Origin of the sequence: Nocardia rosealba (genome assembly GCF_020216065.1) — a bacterium.
In the GTDB taxonomy this organism is placed as follows: domain Bacteria; phylum Actinomycetota; class Actinomycetes; order Mycobacteriales; family Mycobacteriaceae; genus Nocardia; species Nocardia rosealba.
In genome coordinates this window covers 1437999-1451887 of sequence record NZ_JAIWNA010000001.1, presented here as the reverse complement: position 1 = coordinate 1451887, position 13889 = coordinate 1437999, and the positions used below count along the sequence as shown (strand labels likewise).

Annotated in this window: 13 protein-coding genes; 6 read left to right on the top strand and 7 right to left on the bottom strand. The window is 69.8% G+C overall.

What is annotated here, in order from left to right:
• Positions 1 to 165: 165 nt before the first annotated feature.
• On the top strand, positions 166 to 1590 hold the full coding sequence (locus tag LDL21_RS06555) for a short-chain fatty acyl-CoA regulator family protein (RefSeq protein ID WP_084456592.1): 1425 nt from the start codon (positions 166 to 168) through the stop codon (positions 1588 to 1590).
• Positions 1591 to 1637: 47 nt separating this feature from the next.
• On the opposite strand, the gene recG is transcribed toward LDL21_RS06555, so the two are convergent.
• Together recG and LDL21_RS06545 are read right to left on the bottom strand one after the other, a co-directional pair.
• Positions 1638 to 3899 (bottom strand): ATP-dependent DNA helicase RecG, encoded by a 2262-nt coding sequence (gene recG / locus LDL21_RS06550; protein ID WP_225279159.1) that lies wholly within the window; start codon positions 3897 to 3899, stop codon positions 1638 to 1640.
• A 3-nt stretch (positions 3900 to 3902) separates the two neighbouring features.
• Positions 3903 to 6227, bottom strand: a complete 2325-nt coding sequence (locus LDL21_RS06545) for a DAK2 domain-containing protein (RefSeq protein ID WP_225279158.1) — start codon at positions 6225 to 6227, stop codon at positions 3903 to 3905.
• A gap of 250 nt (positions 6228 to 6477) precedes the next feature.
• Between LDL21_RS06545 and rpmB the strand changes: the two genes are divergently transcribed.
• The 3 genes from rpmB (at position 6478) to LDL21_RS06530 (ending at position 8009) form a co-directional block, all read left to right on the top strand.
• Positions 6478 to 6669 (top strand): 50S ribosomal protein L28, encoded by a 192-nt coding sequence (gene rpmB, locus LDL21_RS06540; RefSeq protein WP_011210730.1) that lies wholly within the window; start codon positions 6478 to 6480, stop codon positions 6667 to 6669.
• A gap of 81 nt (positions 6670 to 6750) precedes the next feature.
• The gene (locus tag LDL21_RS06535) at positions 6751 to 7221 is read left to right on the top strand and encodes a GNAT family N-acetyltransferase (RefSeq protein WP_225279157.1); all 471 of its coding nucleotides are present in this window, start codon (positions 6751 to 6753) and stop codon (positions 7219 to 7221) included.
• 14 nt (positions 7222 to 7235) lie between these two features.
• Complete coding sequence (locus LDL21_RS06530; RefSeq protein ID WP_225279156.1) at positions 7236 to 8009, top strand: enoyl-CoA hydratase/isomerase family protein; 774 nt, start codon at positions 7236 to 7238, stop codon at positions 8007 to 8009.
• 139 nt (positions 8010 to 8148) lie between these two features.
• On the opposite strand, the gene LDL21_RS06525 is transcribed toward LDL21_RS06530, so the two are convergent.
• The 3 genes from LDL21_RS06525 to LDL21_RS06515 are packed head-to-tail and all read right to left on the bottom strand — an operon-like array spanning position 8149 to position 10122.
• Positions 8149 to 8400, bottom strand: coding sequence for a hypothetical protein (locus LDL21_RS06525; protein ID WP_225279155.1), 252 nt, complete (start codon positions 8398 to 8400; stop codon positions 8149 to 8151).
• A gap of 49 nt (positions 8401 to 8449) precedes the next feature.
• Positions 8450 to 9133, bottom strand: coding sequence for a uracil-DNA glycosylase (locus LDL21_RS06520; RefSeq protein ID WP_181698448.1), 684 nt, complete (start codon positions 9131 to 9133; stop codon positions 8450 to 8452).
• Between the two features lie 11 nt (positions 9134 to 9144).
• Positions 9145 to 10122 (bottom strand): thiamine-phosphate kinase, encoded by a 978-nt coding sequence (locus LDL21_RS06515; protein ID WP_372462143.1) that lies wholly within the window; start codon positions 10120 to 10122, stop codon positions 9145 to 9147.
• Positions 10123 to 10269: 147 nt separating this feature from the next.
• On the opposite strand from LDL21_RS06515, the gene LDL21_RS06510 reads away from it, so the two are divergent.
• Positions 10270 to 10944: a DUF3515 domain-containing protein gene (locus tag LDL21_RS06510; protein WP_225279154.1), complete on the top strand. Its 675-nt coding sequence runs from the start codon at positions 10270 to 10272 to the stop codon at positions 10942 to 10944.
• Between the two features lie 84 nt (positions 10945 to 11028).
• On the opposite strand, the gene LDL21_RS06505 is transcribed toward LDL21_RS06510, so the two are convergent.
• Positions 11029 to 12123, bottom strand: coding sequence for a D-alanine--D-alanine ligase family protein (locus LDL21_RS06505; RefSeq protein ID WP_181698446.1), 1095 nt, complete (start codon positions 12121 to 12123; stop codon positions 11029 to 11031).
• A gap of 44 nt (positions 12124 to 12167) precedes the next feature.
• Positions 12168 to 13163 carry an NAD(P)H-dependent glycerol-3-phosphate dehydrogenase gene (locus LDL21_RS06500; protein ID WP_067636818.1) on the bottom strand — a complete coding sequence of 332 codons (996 nt, stop codon included), beginning with the start codon at positions 13161 to 13163 and terminating at the stop codon, positions 12168 to 12170.
• Between the two features lie 31 nt (positions 13164 to 13194).
• On the opposite strand from LDL21_RS06500, the gene cofC reads away from it, so the two are divergent.
• On the top strand, positions 13195 to 13866 hold the full coding sequence (cofC, locus tag LDL21_RS06495) for a 2-phospho-L-lactate guanylyltransferase (RefSeq protein WP_225279153.1): 672 nt from the start codon (positions 13195 to 13197) through the stop codon (positions 13864 to 13866).
• Positions 13867 to 13889 lie beyond the last annotated feature (23 nt).

Here is a 13889-nt window from a genome sequence, read left to right as displayed (position 1 = left end):
CACATCTCACCGCCGCGCGCCGCCTCCGGTGCGATCGGCGCCCACGATCGCTTCGCATGTTACGCACGAGTAATCCGCGGCAGAATCCCTTGCGGGACTGCACTTCTCCTAGGGCATTCCCCACTTTCAGCGAACATTGCGAACCAGCGGCGCTAGGATCCTGGCGTGCGGAAGATGTACGCGGGGGCCAGACTTCGACGGCTACGCGAAGAACGACGGATGACCCAGGCCGCGCTGGCCAAATCGCTCGATCTCTCGCCGAGTTACCTCAACCAGCTCGAACGCGATCAGCGTCCGCTCACCATTCCCGTTCTGCTGAAATTGAATTCGACCTTCGACCTGGACGTGCAGTTCTTCGCCGCCGATTCCGACGCGCGGCTGGTCTCGGACCTGCACGAGGTGCTCGTCGAGGCGGCGGGCGGTGGCGACACCGCACCGATCACCGAGGTGGAGGAGCTGGCCACCCGGTTGCCGGAGGTGGCGCGGATCGTCATCGCCATGCACCGGCGGCTGCGTGCGGCCACCGATCAGCTCGATCTGCTCTCCTCCCGCGTCGACACCCCGACCGGCGCACCGGGCACACCGCTGCCCTACGAGGACGTCCGGGATTTCTTCTACGACCACCGCAATCACATCGCCACCCTCGATCACGCCGCCGAGCAGCTGTTCGAGGAATCGGGGCTGAGCATCGGTTCGCTGGACCGGCAGCTGGCGCGGATCGCCGAGGAACGCGCGGGCGTCACCGTGCTCGTGCGGGGCGACGGCGCTGACCCGTCCATCCCCAAACGCCACTACGACCCGGACACCCGCACGCTCACCCTGGCCCGGCGGCTGCGGCCCGGGCAGCGCGCGTTCCAGATCGCGTCCACTCTCGGCCTGCTGCTCTACGGCCGCGAGATCGACAATGTGCTCGCCGAATCCCGGGCACTGGTCGGGGAGTCGCGCACGCTGGCGCGGGTGGGGCTGGCCAACTACTTCGCCGGGGCGCTGATCCTGCCCTACGGGCGGTTCCTGCGGTCGGCCGAGGAACTGCGCTACGACGTCGACCTGCTCGGGTTGCGGTTCGAAGTCGGGTTCGAAACGGTCTGCCACCGGCTGGCGACGCTGCAACGACAGGGTCAGCGTGGGGTGCCGTTCTTCCTGGTACGCACCGACCGTGCGGGGAACATCTCGAAACGTCAGTCGGCCACGGCTTTTCACTTCTCCCGCGTCGGCGGCAACTGCCCGCTGTGGGTCACCCACGAAGCCTTCGCCCACCCGGGACGCATCCTCACCCAGGTCGCGGAGATGCCCGACGGGCGCCGCTACCTGTGGATCGCGCGCACCACACCCGCCACGGCACAGGGATACGGCACTGCGGCGAAGAACTTCGTCGTCGCGCTCGGGTGCGATATCGAGTACGCCGACCGGCTGGTGTACTCGCAGGGGATGCAGGTGGACGACCCGAATATCGCCGTGCCGATCGGGGCCGGGTGCAAGGTGTGCGAACGACCCGCCTGCCCACAGCGGGCATTCCCGCAGATCGGACGACCGCTGGCAGTCGCCGAGCACACGGCGACCGACCTGCCGTACCCGCGTCTACCGCGGTGAACCCTGGGCGGGCGCGCCGGGCGAACCGCGTGGTCCTCTCGGAACTCCTAAGACTTGGCTAGGTACTCGAGTCGTTCGCCGTCGACAGCGGCGTTCATCATGCCCGCCAGGCCGGGGTGTTTCTCCAGGCCTGGGTCTTCGGCGACGATCCGGCGGGCCAGGTCCTGGGCGGCGGTGATGACCTCGAGGTCGTCGAGCAGGGAGAGCAGGCGCAGCGAGCGCGCGGTGCCGGACTGGGCCGAGCCGAGTACGTCGCCCTCGCGGCGCTGACGCAGGTCCAGTACCGACAGTTCGAAGCCGTCGGTGGTGGCGGCAACAGCTTCCAGCCGGGCCATGGCGGTGCCGCCGGGTGCGGCATCGGTGACCAGCAGGCACAGGCCGGGGTGTTTGCCGCGGCCGATGCGCCCGCGTAGCTGGTGCAGCTGGCTCACGCCGAACCGGTCGGCGTCGACGATCACCATCACGGTGGCGTTCGGCACGTCGACACCGACCTCGACCACGGTGGTGCACACCAGCACGTCGATCGCGCCGTCGTTGAACTGGCGCATCACGTGGTCTTTCTCGTCGGACGGCAACCGCCCGTGCAGCAGGCCCACGCGCACACCCGCGAGCGGTCCGGTACTCAGCGTCTCGTACATGTCGACCGCGGCCTGGGTCGTGGGGCCTTCCTTCTCCTCGGCCTTCTTGCCCTTGGCCGGTGGCGCGTCCGGATCCTCGCCGATGCGCGAGCACACCACATAGGCCTGCCTGCCCTGGCCGACCTCTTCCACGATCCGTTCCCATGCCCGCTCCACCCAGGCAGGATGCAGTTTGCGCGCAACGACTTTCGACGTGATCGGCGAACGCCCCTTGGGTAACTGGGTGAGCGTGGAGGTTTCCAGATCACCCAGGGTCGTCATCGCGATCGTGCGCGGAATGGGGGTGGCGGTCATGACCAGCAGATGCGGACTCACGCCGCCTTTCGCTTTGGCGCGCAGCGCATCTCGCTGTTCCACGCCGAAACGGTGCTGTTCGTCGACCACCACGAGACCGAGGTCGAAGAACTCGACCGCGTCTTGGATGAGGGCATGGGTGCCGATGACGAGGCCCGCCTCGCCGGTCACCGCGTCGAGCAGCGCGGACTTCTTCGCCGCCGCCGACATGGAGCCGGTGAGCAACACCACCTTGGTCGAATTCTCGGCGGCGCCGAGTTCGCCCGCGGTGCCCAGATCGCCGAGCATCGCGCGCAGCGACCGGTAGTGCTGTGCGGCAAGCACTTCCGTCGGGGCGAGCAGCGCGCACTGGCGACCGGCGTCCACCGCCTGGAGCATGGCGTGCAGGGCGACGATCGTCTTACCCGAACCCACCTCGCCCTGCAGCAGGCGGTGCATGGGGCGGGTGCGCGACATGTCGTCGGAGATCTCGTCGATCACCTGCCGCTGCCCTTCGGTGAGTTCGAAGGGCAGCCGCTGGTCGAAGTCGGCGGCGATGCCGTCGGTGCGTGGCGGGCAGGCGGGGGCGGTGCGGCCCTCCACCTCGTGACGGCGTTCGGCCAGCACCAGTTGCAGGGCGAGGGCCTCGTCGAAACGTAAACGGTCCCTTGCCCGCTCGATATCGAGCTTGTGTTCGGGCAGGTGGATCAGGCGAAGCGCGTCCGACACCTCGAGCAGGTTGCGTTCCTCGCGCAGGTCCACCGGGAGCGGGTCGTCGATCGGGTCGAGCTGGTCGAGGACCTGGCGGATACAGGCGAGCAGATCCCAGCTCTGCACCTTCGCCGTCGCCGGATACACCGGGACGAACTCCCGCTCGAAGAACGAAGCGTCCACTCCCCCGGCACCTTTGGCGCTCTGGGCGAGCCCGCGCAACGCACCGCTGCCGCGCACCGAGGTGAGCTGCTCCACGCCCGCCTCGGCTTTGTCGGGCAGGATCAGATAGTCGGGGTGCGAGAGGTTCCAGCGGTCGGGGCGCCACCAGTGCACGGTGCCCGACATCATTGCCCGCACACCGTCTTTCACCAGGTAGCGGACCTTGTCACCGTTGAAGAAGGTGGCCTCGATGGGACGGGCGGCGCCGGTGTCGAGTTGCACCTTCAGCAGCGAGCCGCGGCGGTTCTTCATCGGCCGCAGTTCGGTTTTGGTGATCCGGCCGATGACGGTGATGTGGGCGCCCTCTTCCGGTTCCTCCTCCGTCAGCGGCTGCCCCTGGGTGGCGTAGCGCGCCGGGTAGTGGCGCAGCAGGTCTTCGACGGTGGTCATGTCGAAGGCCTCGGCCAGGCGGTCGGCGGCCTTCACGCCGAGTACGTGGTCGAGCCGGTCGCTCAGTGTCGTCATCGTCTACTCGACCCCAATCTGCACCAGATCCGCTTGCTGCCCACCGGAATACACCACCACATCCACGCCGGGGAATCCGGCGCGCACATGATCGGCGAGAATCTGCCCCAGTTCGTGCCCGGCGCCCGCGCCCATCAGCAAGGTCACCAATTCCCCACCGAGACCGAGCATCCGGTCGAGCAGGATGCGTCCCGCGCCGACCACGTCCGGGTCGATCACCACCACATCATCGCCGACCAGACCCAAACCGTCACCGGGAGAACAGGTCCCGACCATCGTCAGCGCGCGCACCCGGGCGGCTCGCAGCGCACCCCACCGGGTGGTCGCCGCCGCCTCGGACATGGCGAAGGCGTCGTCGACGGCGATCCGCCCCCGATCGTGGACCGCGAGCGCGGCGAGCCCCTGCACCATCGAGGCGCTCGGCAACAACAGCACGTCGCGCGAACCGTCACGTGCGGCGACACCGACGGCGACCAGTTCCTGCGCGGGCAGCGCACCGTTGGGCAGCACAAGCACCTCGCGGTGCGGCATCGCCCGGATCGTCCGCAGGAGGATGTCGGCGTCGAAGGCCTCGTCCTCCCGCAACACCACCGCACCCGCGTCCTCGAAAAGCTCCGCCGCATCAGCACCGGCCACGACGGCGACGACCCCTCGGTCAGCGAGCCCATCGGTGGAAAGGGTGGTTCGCCCCACGGAGCTCGCGTCGACCGGAGCCGACTCCGTATGGTCGCCGACGCCGTTGTGCGCTGTGACGGCGAAACTTTCGACCCGGATGGCACTCAACGCCCCGACCGCAAGCCCGGCTTCGATCGCCGCACCCGCGTCACGGCAGTGCACATGTGCCGACCAGGTGCTATCCCCGTCACCGACCACAACGACGGAATCGCCGAGCACCGCCAACCGCTCCCGCAACACCCCCGCGCCGGCGTCGTCGGTGCCGGAGATCACATACATGACCTCGAAATGCGGGTCTGCGCCGCGCCCCCGGTCCTCGTCCCCTCGTAGACCGTCGCGTTCTCCGCGCACCCCGTCGCGGCCAGAAAACGACTCGTCCAGGTCGCCGCCCGGCCCGCCCTCAACCCCGCACGCCTCGCCATCCCGGCGTCTCGGCACTTCGCCATCCCGGCGCCCCGGCCCCTCGCCATTCCAGCGTGCCGGCCCCTCGCCATTCCAGCGCCCCGGCGCCTCGTCGTGGTCACCGCACGTCCCGGCGTGTTCGCCGAACCCACGACCACCGAGCGCCGCACCGCGATCACACCGGGCATCGGCCCCACCCGCATGCGCGCCGACCGACCTGGGCAGCTGCCCCTCACCACGTCCGCGCTCGGAACTACTGATCGACTGCCTGTGCCGACGCTCCGCACCCGTTGCCGGTGTCGCGCCGCCACTTCGCTCACGGGCGTAGGTGTGGCGTTCGGGAGCCACACCACACACCTCGGCGACAAGGCAATCAAGCAGTACCAGCAGACCGCGCGCACCGGCGTCGACCACGCCCGCAGCCCGCAGCACACCCAGTTGGGCGGGCGTCTCGTTCAGCGCACGTGCGGCACCATCGGCCGCTGCCTTCGCCACACTCTCCAGCGAGGAGTCGCCGGACTCGGCGGCAGCGACGGCGGCCCGGTCGAGCACCGTCAGAATCGTCCCCTCCACCGGCGCACTCAACCCCTGCCGCACCAGCACCGCCGCCCGCCGCAACGCCACCCGCAACCGCTCCCCGGTCAACGGCCCGGACACCACCGCCTCGGCGATCCCCCGCAATACCTGCGAAAGAATGATCCCGGAATTGCCCCGCGCCCCGGCCGTGGCGCCACGGGCCAGCGCCTTCGCCACCTCCCCGGCCCGACCATCGCCCAGCGCGCCGCCGCCCGCGATCTCCGATCGCTCCCCGGGAACCGACGCCTGCACCCCACGATCACCTGGCACCGCATCCGCCGACTGCGCGCCGGTCGAAGCCTGCACACCCGGCGAAGAGCCAGCCGACATGGCCTCAGCCGCCCCACCCGAAACCGCTCCACCCAGTGGCGCGACGGCTACCGAGTCGTTTGCATAACGCGTCTTCCCCAGCTCGGGCTGCACGCGCGACCACTCCTGCGCACCGTCGTCGGCCTCGGCGGCAGCGAGGGCGGCCCGCATCGTGGCCAGGAGGTTGGTTCCGGTGTCGGAATCGGCGATGGGGAAGACGTTGAGGGCGTCGATCTCGGATCGGCGGGACTCGAGGCCCGCGCGGCAGGACCTGGCCCATGACAGCAGCGCGGCGCCGTCGAGCGCCTCGAGCACCTGCGTCACCGTCACCTCGTTCCCCGTCGGCCGTGCTCGACCGCCGAGCATCGCAGCCAGGTTAGCGCCAGCGACCGACAGCAGTACCCTGACCACGGGCGCACCACGTGTCCGCGTCGTCGAGCAGGACACCCGGTTTGGAAGTTCCCGGCCGGGCCCGCTACGCTTGCAGGGTTGCCTCGTGCGGCCTCGACAGGTCTGCGCTGGCCGATGCAAGTCGGCAAGGCATTTGACGACATCAGTTTCCGGTTCAGCGGCACACGTGCGCGCTGACCGCTTATGACATGAAGGAGCTCGCGACATGGCTGCCGTTTGCGACGTCTGCGCCAAGGGCCCCGGTTTCGGGAAGTCGGTCTCGCACTCGCACCGGCGCACCAACCGTCGCTGGAACCCGAACATCCAGACCGTGCGTGCGCAGGTTGCCCCTGGCAACACCCGCCGGATGAACGTGTGCACCTCCTGCCTCAAGGCGGGCAAGGTCGTCCGCGGCTGATTTCCGGCCCGTACATTCTGCCGACAGTGCCCCGGCACCCTTCATGGGTTGTCCGGGGTTTTGTCGTCGAACGGGTGATTCGTGGTTGAGTGGCGGATCGGCCCGGCGAGCGCCGCGCACATTACCGCGCTCGCGGCCTGCCACATCGCCAGCTGGCGGGAGGCCTACGACTCGCTGGTCCCCGCCCACCTGCTCGCCGCGTTCGATCTCGACAGCTCGGCGATCACCTGGGAACGCCGCCGCACCGACGGTCGTTATCGGCTGCTCGTCGCCTGTCACGGCGACGACCTGATCGGCTTCGCCGCCGCGTCACGGCAGCCGACCGGCAGCGAGCTGGAAGCGCTGTATGTGCGCGCCGCCTGGCACGGCACCGGCGTCGCCGACGACCTGCTCGCGGCCGCCGTCCCCCCACGCGCCCTGCAGTCTGTGGGTGCTCGGCAACTATCCGCGCGCGCACGCCTTCTACCGCAGGCACGGTTTTGCCGATACGGGTCTGCGCCGCACCGACCCGTTCACGCTGCTGCCCGAACAACACTGGCGGCGCGCCCCTAGCTAATGTGACGGGCATGAGTAGCGAACCGGTCGTCGTCGACGGCGTACTGCACCTGACCATCGCGACCGCGGCCGCGGGCACCTCGCTCGATTTCGACCTGATCAACGCGGGCACCGCCGCCCTGCGTTCGCTCGGCGACGACGTGGGCGCGATCCTGATCACCGGTGCGGGCGCGAACTTCTGCGCCGGCGGCAATGTCCGTCACTTCGCCGGTGCCGACGACCGAGGCGCCTTCCTGCACGAGCTGGCCACCCAGCTGCACGACTTCGTGCGCGCCCTGGCCGCCGCCCCCGTCCCGGTCGTCGCGGCGGTGCACGGCTGGGCGGCCGGTGCGGGCATGAGCCTGGTATGCGCGGCCGACATCGCCATCGGCGGTCCGTCGACCCAGATGCGTCCCGCCTACCCCGGCATCGGCTTCACCCCCGACGGCGGGATGTCGTGGTCGCTGCCGCGCATCGTCGGCGTCAGCCGGGCCCGCGAAATCCTGTTGACCGATGCCGTGATCGGCGCCGAACAGGCCGAACGACTCGGGCTGCTCAGCCGGATCGTCCCCGACGACGAGATCCGCACCGAGGCCCTGCGCGTGGCCACCGACTTCACCACCGGTCCCCGCGCCGCCTACACGGCCATGAAAAAGCTGCTGGCCCAGTCGCCGTCGGCAACATTGGACCAGCAGCTCGACGCGGAACGCGACAGCATCGCCGCCGCCGCGAACAGCAGCACCGGGCGCGAAGGCGTGGACGCCTTCGTCGCCAAGCGCAAGCCCGACTACACGAACCTCGCCTGACCGGCGCTCACGCCGGAACTCCGCCACCACGGATTTTCGGCCGCCTCGGATCCGAGGGGCGAGACGTAACGGCGAAGCCGAAGTATCGCCCCTCGGATTCGAGGCCCTCAGGGCCGAAAATCCCGCGGCGCCAGCCGCTTTAACACACAGCGCCCAGGGCGCTGAAAGTGTTCTGCAGGATGCAGGTGACCTTGGCGTTGACGCCGGAGGAGATGGTCGAGGTGCCGGTGGAGGTCCATTCCTCGCCGACGGGGCTGGTCGCGACCGGGGTCGCCTGCTCGTTGTAGGGCTCGAGCTGCAGGCCCGCGGCCGAGGCCGAGCCCGCGCCCGCGGTGATGGCGGCGGCGACGGCGGCGGTCGCGAATGCGGCGCGAACGGTTGTGGTGTGCATCCGGTTGTGCTCCTTCATCATTTTCTTCTCGTGCGGGCGGCACCCCGGGTCAGGGCAACCGCCAGTCGACAGGATCGGCGCCGAGTTCGTCGAGCAGTTCGTTGACCCGGGAGAAGGGTCGCGACCCGAAGAACCCGCGCGAGGCGGACAGCGGCGAGGGGTGTGCCGATTCGATGTAGGGGATCTCGGCGGCGACCAGGGTCGGCTTCAGCGAGCCCGCGTCCCGGCCCCACAGCACGGCGACGAGCGGTTCGTCGCGGTCGACGAGCGCGCGAATCGCCTGCTCGGTCACCGCTTCCCAGCCCTTGCCGCGATGCGAGGCCGGGCTGCCGGGGGTGACGGTGAGCACCCGGTTCAGCAGCAGCACACCCTGATCCGACCACGGGCTCAGGTCGCCGCACTTGGGCGTATCGAAGCCGAGGTCCTTGGTGTACTCGGCGAAGATGTTGGACAGACTACGCGGGATCGGCGAAACATCCGGCGCGACAGAGAAACTCAGTCCCATCGCGTGGCCGGGAGTCGGGTAGGGATCCTGGCCGACGATCAGCACACGCACCGCGTCGAACGGGCGCCGGAACGCGCGGAGCACGTTCTCCCCGGCGGGTAGATATCCGCGTCCGGCGGCGTTCTCCGCGCGCAGGAACTCACCCATCTCGCTGATGCGGTCGGCAACCGGTTCCAGGGCCCGGGCCCAGCCCGGGTCGATGATCTCCGACAGTGGTTTGGCACCCATGACCGCACAACCTATCGTTCGCCGGGCGCGGCCGTGGCGCCTGCCCCACGGAACGATTCCCACCCGGTGGCACCGGCGGGCCGCGCACCGTCGACGGTGACGCCGCTGCCTGCGGTAACGACCCCGATGGGCCGCCAGCCCGGCGGCAGCGCGGTCGCGGGCGACCAGGTGCCGACGAAGGCGTGGTCCTCTCCCCCGGCCAGAATCCATTGCCCCGCATCGGCTTCGAGCCGGGCGGCGACCACGTCGAGTTCGGGGTCGGTGAGGGCGGCGGCGTGCACGTCGATCGCGACGCCGGAGGCGGCGGCGAGGTGGCCGAGGTCGGCGAGCAGACCGTCGGAGACATCGGTGAGGGCGTTGGGGATGTGGACGCCGAACACGTCGATCACCTCGGCATAGGGCGGCTGCGGAACCCGGTGTGCCGTAAGCGCGTGCGCGAAGGCAGGATCGGAAACATCTGCCCCGCTGGACAATACGGCCAGCCCTCCGGCCGACCAGCCGAGTTCGCCTGCGACAGCGACGATATCGCCCTCGACCGCACCGGAACGGGTGAGCGCACCCTGCCCACCGAGGTCACCGAACGCGGTCACCGAGATCACCAACTGTTCGCTGTGCACCAGGTCGCCGCCCGCGATGGAACCGCCGGCACGCACGGCCTCGGCCCACATGCCGTCGGCGATGCCCTCGACGACCCGTACCGGAGTGTCGGCGGGACATCCGAGCGCGACGACGAAGCCGGTGGGCCGCGCCCCCATCGCCACCACGTCGGCGGCGTTCTGCGCGATCGCCTTGCGCCCGATCTCGGCCGGCGTCGACCAGTCGAGCCGGAAGTGCCTGCCCTCCACGAGCATGTCGGTGCTCACCACGAACCGGCCGTCGGGCGCGGCGAGCAGCGCGGCGTCGTCGCCCGGACCGAGCAGCACGTGCGCGGCCTGCTCGCGACCGGCGTTGATCCGGTCGATCAAGGCGAATTCACCCAGCTCACGCACCGTCTGCGAACGGCTGTCCTCGCTGATGACCGACTCCTTCCCGCTGTGCTCCCGACCGACGAAATCGCCACGACGGTACCCTTTCGGAGGCGATCGGGCACCACCGACGGTGCGCGGCGCAGGCGACGAGGAAAGGACCACGCGGCTATGGCGGAATCGTCGGACCCGACAGCGGACGATCGCGACGAGGCGACCGGGCCCGAGGACACTGCCGAACCGTCAGCCCTCCGCAAGGACTCTCCAGGAGCGGAATCGGCCGACGACGAGAGCCCCGACGACAAACCGGCCACCGACAGCCAGTACTCCCCCGCGCTCATCGCCACCGCCGTGGCGCTGCCCATCGTGTTGATCGTCGGCGTCCTCGTGGCCGCTTTCCTGATCCTGCGCGCCCCCGTCGAACGCGAACCGCTCCCGCTGGGACCGGTCCCCGCGCCCGCCGCCGACGGCCCCGCCTGCGCGGCCCTGCTGCCTGCCCTGCCCGCCGACCTGGGCGACTACACCAAATCGACCCTCGCCGAACCTGCCCCGCCCGCCACCCGCGCCTGGCAGCTGCCCGAGGGCGGGGAGCCGATCGTGCTGCGCTGCGGCCTGGACCGGCCGCTCGAATTCAACCGTGCCTCACCGCTGCAAGAGGTCAACGGGGTGAAGTGGTTCCAGGTTCGCGACGAGACGGCCAAGACGGGCACGTGGTTCGCCGTCGATCGCGAAACCTACATCGCCCTGACAGTGCCCGACGGGTCGGGCACCGCCGCTGTGCAAACGGTCTCCGACACGATCACCGCGAACCTCCCCGCCCAACCGATCAACCCTGGCGAGCTGTAATTTTGGCGGCTGGCGCCGCGGGTGTCGGCGCTAAGCGCCGCCACCGGTTTTGGTTTTCGGCGCGATGGGAGTCGGTGGCGCGGGTCAGCGCAGGCCGGTGCCTCGGGCTACGGCGGTTTCGATGAGGGTGGACACCAACGTCGGGTAGTCGATGCCGGTCGCTTCCCACATGCGGGGGTATTGGGAGATGGGGGTGAAGCCGGGCATGGTGTTGATCTCGTTGATGACCGGGCCGTCGGCGGTGAGGAAGAAGTCGACTCGGGCCAGGCCCTGGCAGTCCAGGGCGCGGAAGGCACGCACCGACAGGGCGCGGATCTCGTCGGCGACGGCGTCGTCGAGCTTGGCGGGTACGTCGAATTCACACACGTCGTCGAGGTATTTGGTGGCGAAGTCGTAGAACTCGGGGGCTGCGGCGTCGGCATCGGGCATGCGGATCTCGGAGACGACGCTGCCGCGCACGTCACCGTCGGCGAATTCGAGGACACCGCATTCGACTTCGCGGCCCACGATGCCCGCCTCGACGATCACCTTGGGGTCGTGGGCGCGGGCGGTGGCGACGGCGTCGTCGAGGGCCGACCAGTCGGTGATCTTGGTGATGCCGATGGACGAACCGCCGCGCGCGGGTTTCACGAAGGCGGGCAGGCCGATGCGGTCGCGTTCCTCGGCGGTCAGGGTCTGGGTGCCGGGACGCAGCACCACCTGCACACCGACCGGAAGCGATTCGGCGGCCAGCAGTTTCTTGGTGAATTCCTTGTCCATCCCGGCCGCGCTGGCCAGCACACCGGCACCCACATAGGGCACCCCGGCCAGCTCGAGCATGCCCTGCAGTGTGCCGTCCTCGCCGAACGGGCCGTGCAGGATGGGGAAGACCACATCGACGGTGCCGAGCGTGGCGGTCGGATCGTCCAGGGCGACGAGCGCGCCGGAACGGCCGGGGTCGGCGGCCAGGGTGAGCGCGGTGCCCGTGGCATCGACGGCGGGCAGTTCGCCGTGGCTGAGCGTGAGTTCGCCGATCCCCTCGGCAAGCACCCAGCTGCCGGTGGTGGTGATCCCGATGGGCACCACCTCGTAGCGTCGCGGATCGAGGTTGCGCAGGACGCTGCTCGCCGACACACACGAGACGGCGTGCTCGCTGCTGCGCCCGCCGAACACCACAGCTACCCTGATCCGTTCCGTCATGAACGTCACCGTAGTAGGTTCGCGCCGCCGCGGCGGCATCGGCCTTATTCGGGTTTCATGCGCCTGCCGAGCAGGCTGCCGACGGCCTCGTTCACCGAAAGCCCCTCGTGGCACACCTTGTGCACCGCGTCGGTCAACGGCATCTCCACCTGGTGTTCGGCCGCGAGTGCCCGCACCGATGTGCACGACTTCACACCTTCGGCGACCTGACCGTTGGTCGCCTCCTGCGCGGCCTGCATCGACCCGCCCTGTCCGAGCACATACCCGAAGGACCGGTTGCGCGACAGCGGCGAGGTGCAGGTGGCGACGAGGTCGCCCACGCCGGCGAGTCCGGCCAGCGTCACCGGTTGCGCGCCGAGCGCCACCCCGAGCCGCATCACCTCGGCCAGCCCGCGGGTGATGAGACTGGCCACGGAGTTGTCACCGAGGCCCATGCCCGAGGCGATACCGCAGGCCAGGGCGATGACGTTCTTACACGCGCCGCCGATCTCGCAACCCACCACATCGGTATTGGTGTAGGGCCGGAAATAGCCGGTGGCACAGGCATGTTGGGCCTGCTGTGCGCGTTCGGTGTCGGTGCAGGCGATCACGGTGGCCGCGGGCTGACGTTCGACGATCTCGTGGGCGAGATTGGGCCCCGAGAGCACCGCGATGCGGCCCTGTTCGGCGCCGGTCACCTCCGCGATCACCTGGCTCATCCGCAGCAGCGTTCCGGTCTCGATGCCCTTGGCCAGGCTCATCAGCGTGGCGTCGGCGCCGATGTCGTCCTTCCAGTGGCCGAGATTGGCCCGCAGCGACTGCGACGGCACCGCGAGCACCACCAGATCCGCGCCGTCGAGCGCGATCCGGTGATCGTGGGTGGCCCGGACGGGCGGCAACTGCACGCCCGGCAGGTAGAACGGATTCTGATGCTCGGTGTCGAGCGCGCGAGCCACTTCTTCGCGCCTGGCCCAGATCGTCACCTCGGTACCCGCTTCGGCCAACACCTTCGCGAATGCCGTGCCCCACGACCCAGCACCCATAACCGCAGCCCTCGTCATCAGCCCAATATGCCATGCAAGGATCGAGACCATGCACACCGTGCACGCCGTGATGGCGGTCAAGCACCGAGACCGGGCCAAGAGCCGGTTGTCGGCCGTGCTCAGCGCCGACCAGCGCGCCCGGCTGGTGCTGGCCATGTTCGCCGACACCGTCGAGGCGGCCGCCGCCGTGCCCGCGATCGGTTCGCTGACCGTCGTCACCCCCGACCCCGTCGTCGCCGCCCGTGCACGCGAACTCGGCGCGCACGTTCTGGCCGAGCCACCCGCCGACCACGACCCCCTCAACACCGCTCTCACCGCCGCGGCCGACGACGTACGCCACCGCAGTGGTCCGGTCCGCCTGCTCGCCCTGCAGGCCGACCTGCCTGCCCTGCGCACCGCCGAACTCGTCGACTTTCTCGCCGTCGCGCCCGCCACCCGCGCGGTGGTGATCGATCACACGGGGACCGGCACTTCGGCATTGCTGGCCGGTACCGCACCGGACGCGCTCGCACCACGCTTCGGCCCCGATTCGGCCCGCGCCCACCGCGAATACGGCGCCGTCGTCGTGCCCGGCCACTGGCCGGGCCTGCGCTGCGACGTCGACACACCCGAGGATCTGGACGCCGTGCGCGCGCTCGGGGTCGGCGTCCACACCGCCGACGCGCTGCGGGAGTTCGGAATCACCACCCACCGAGGCGATCCCGTCCGCACGGTGTGCTAGCCGGTCGCCGCACCAGGAGTTCA

What these genes read in the sequence shown, in the direction of transcription:
- recG (WP_225279159.1), bottom strand. Translation starts at nt 3,899, where the DNA reads ATGACGACACTGAGCGACCGGCTCGACCACGTACTCGGCGTGAAGGCC.
- LDL21_RS06545 (WP_225279158.1), bottom strand. Translation starts at nt 6,227, where the DNA reads ATGCTCGGCGGTCGAGCACGGCCGACGGGGAACGAGGTGACGGTGACG.
- rpmB (WP_011210730.1), top strand. Translation starts at nt 6,478, where the DNA reads ATGGCTGCCGTTTGCGACGTCTGCGCCAAGGGCCCCGGTTTCGGGAAG.
- LDL21_RS06530 (WP_225279156.1), top strand. Translation starts at nt 7,236, where the DNA reads ATGAGTAGCGAACCGGTCGTCGTCGACGGCGTACTGCACCTGACCATC.
- LDL21_RS06525 (WP_225279155.1), bottom strand. Translation starts at nt 8,400, where the DNA reads ATGCACACCACAACCGTTCGCGCCGCATTCGCGACCGCCGCCGTCGCC.
- LDL21_RS06520 (WP_181698448.1), bottom strand. Translation starts at nt 9,133, where the DNA reads ATGGGTGCCAAACCACTGTCGGAGATCATCGACCCGGGCTGGGCCCGG.
- LDL21_RS06510 (WP_225279154.1), top strand. Translation starts at nt 10,270, where the DNA reads ATGGCGGAATCGTCGGACCCGACAGCGGACGATCGCGACGAGGCGACC.
- LDL21_RS06505 (WP_181698446.1), bottom strand. Translation starts at nt 12,123, where the DNA reads ATGACGGAACGGATCAGGGTAGCTGTGGTGTTCGGCGGGCGCAGCAGC.
- LDL21_RS06500 (WP_067636818.1), bottom strand. Translation starts at nt 13,163, where the DNA reads ATGACGAGGGCTGCGGTTATGGGTGCTGGGTCGTGGGGCACGGCATTC.
- cofC (WP_225279153.1), top strand. Translation starts at nt 13,195, where the DNA reads ATGCACACCGTGCACGCCGTGATGGCGGTCAAGCACCGAGACCGGGCC.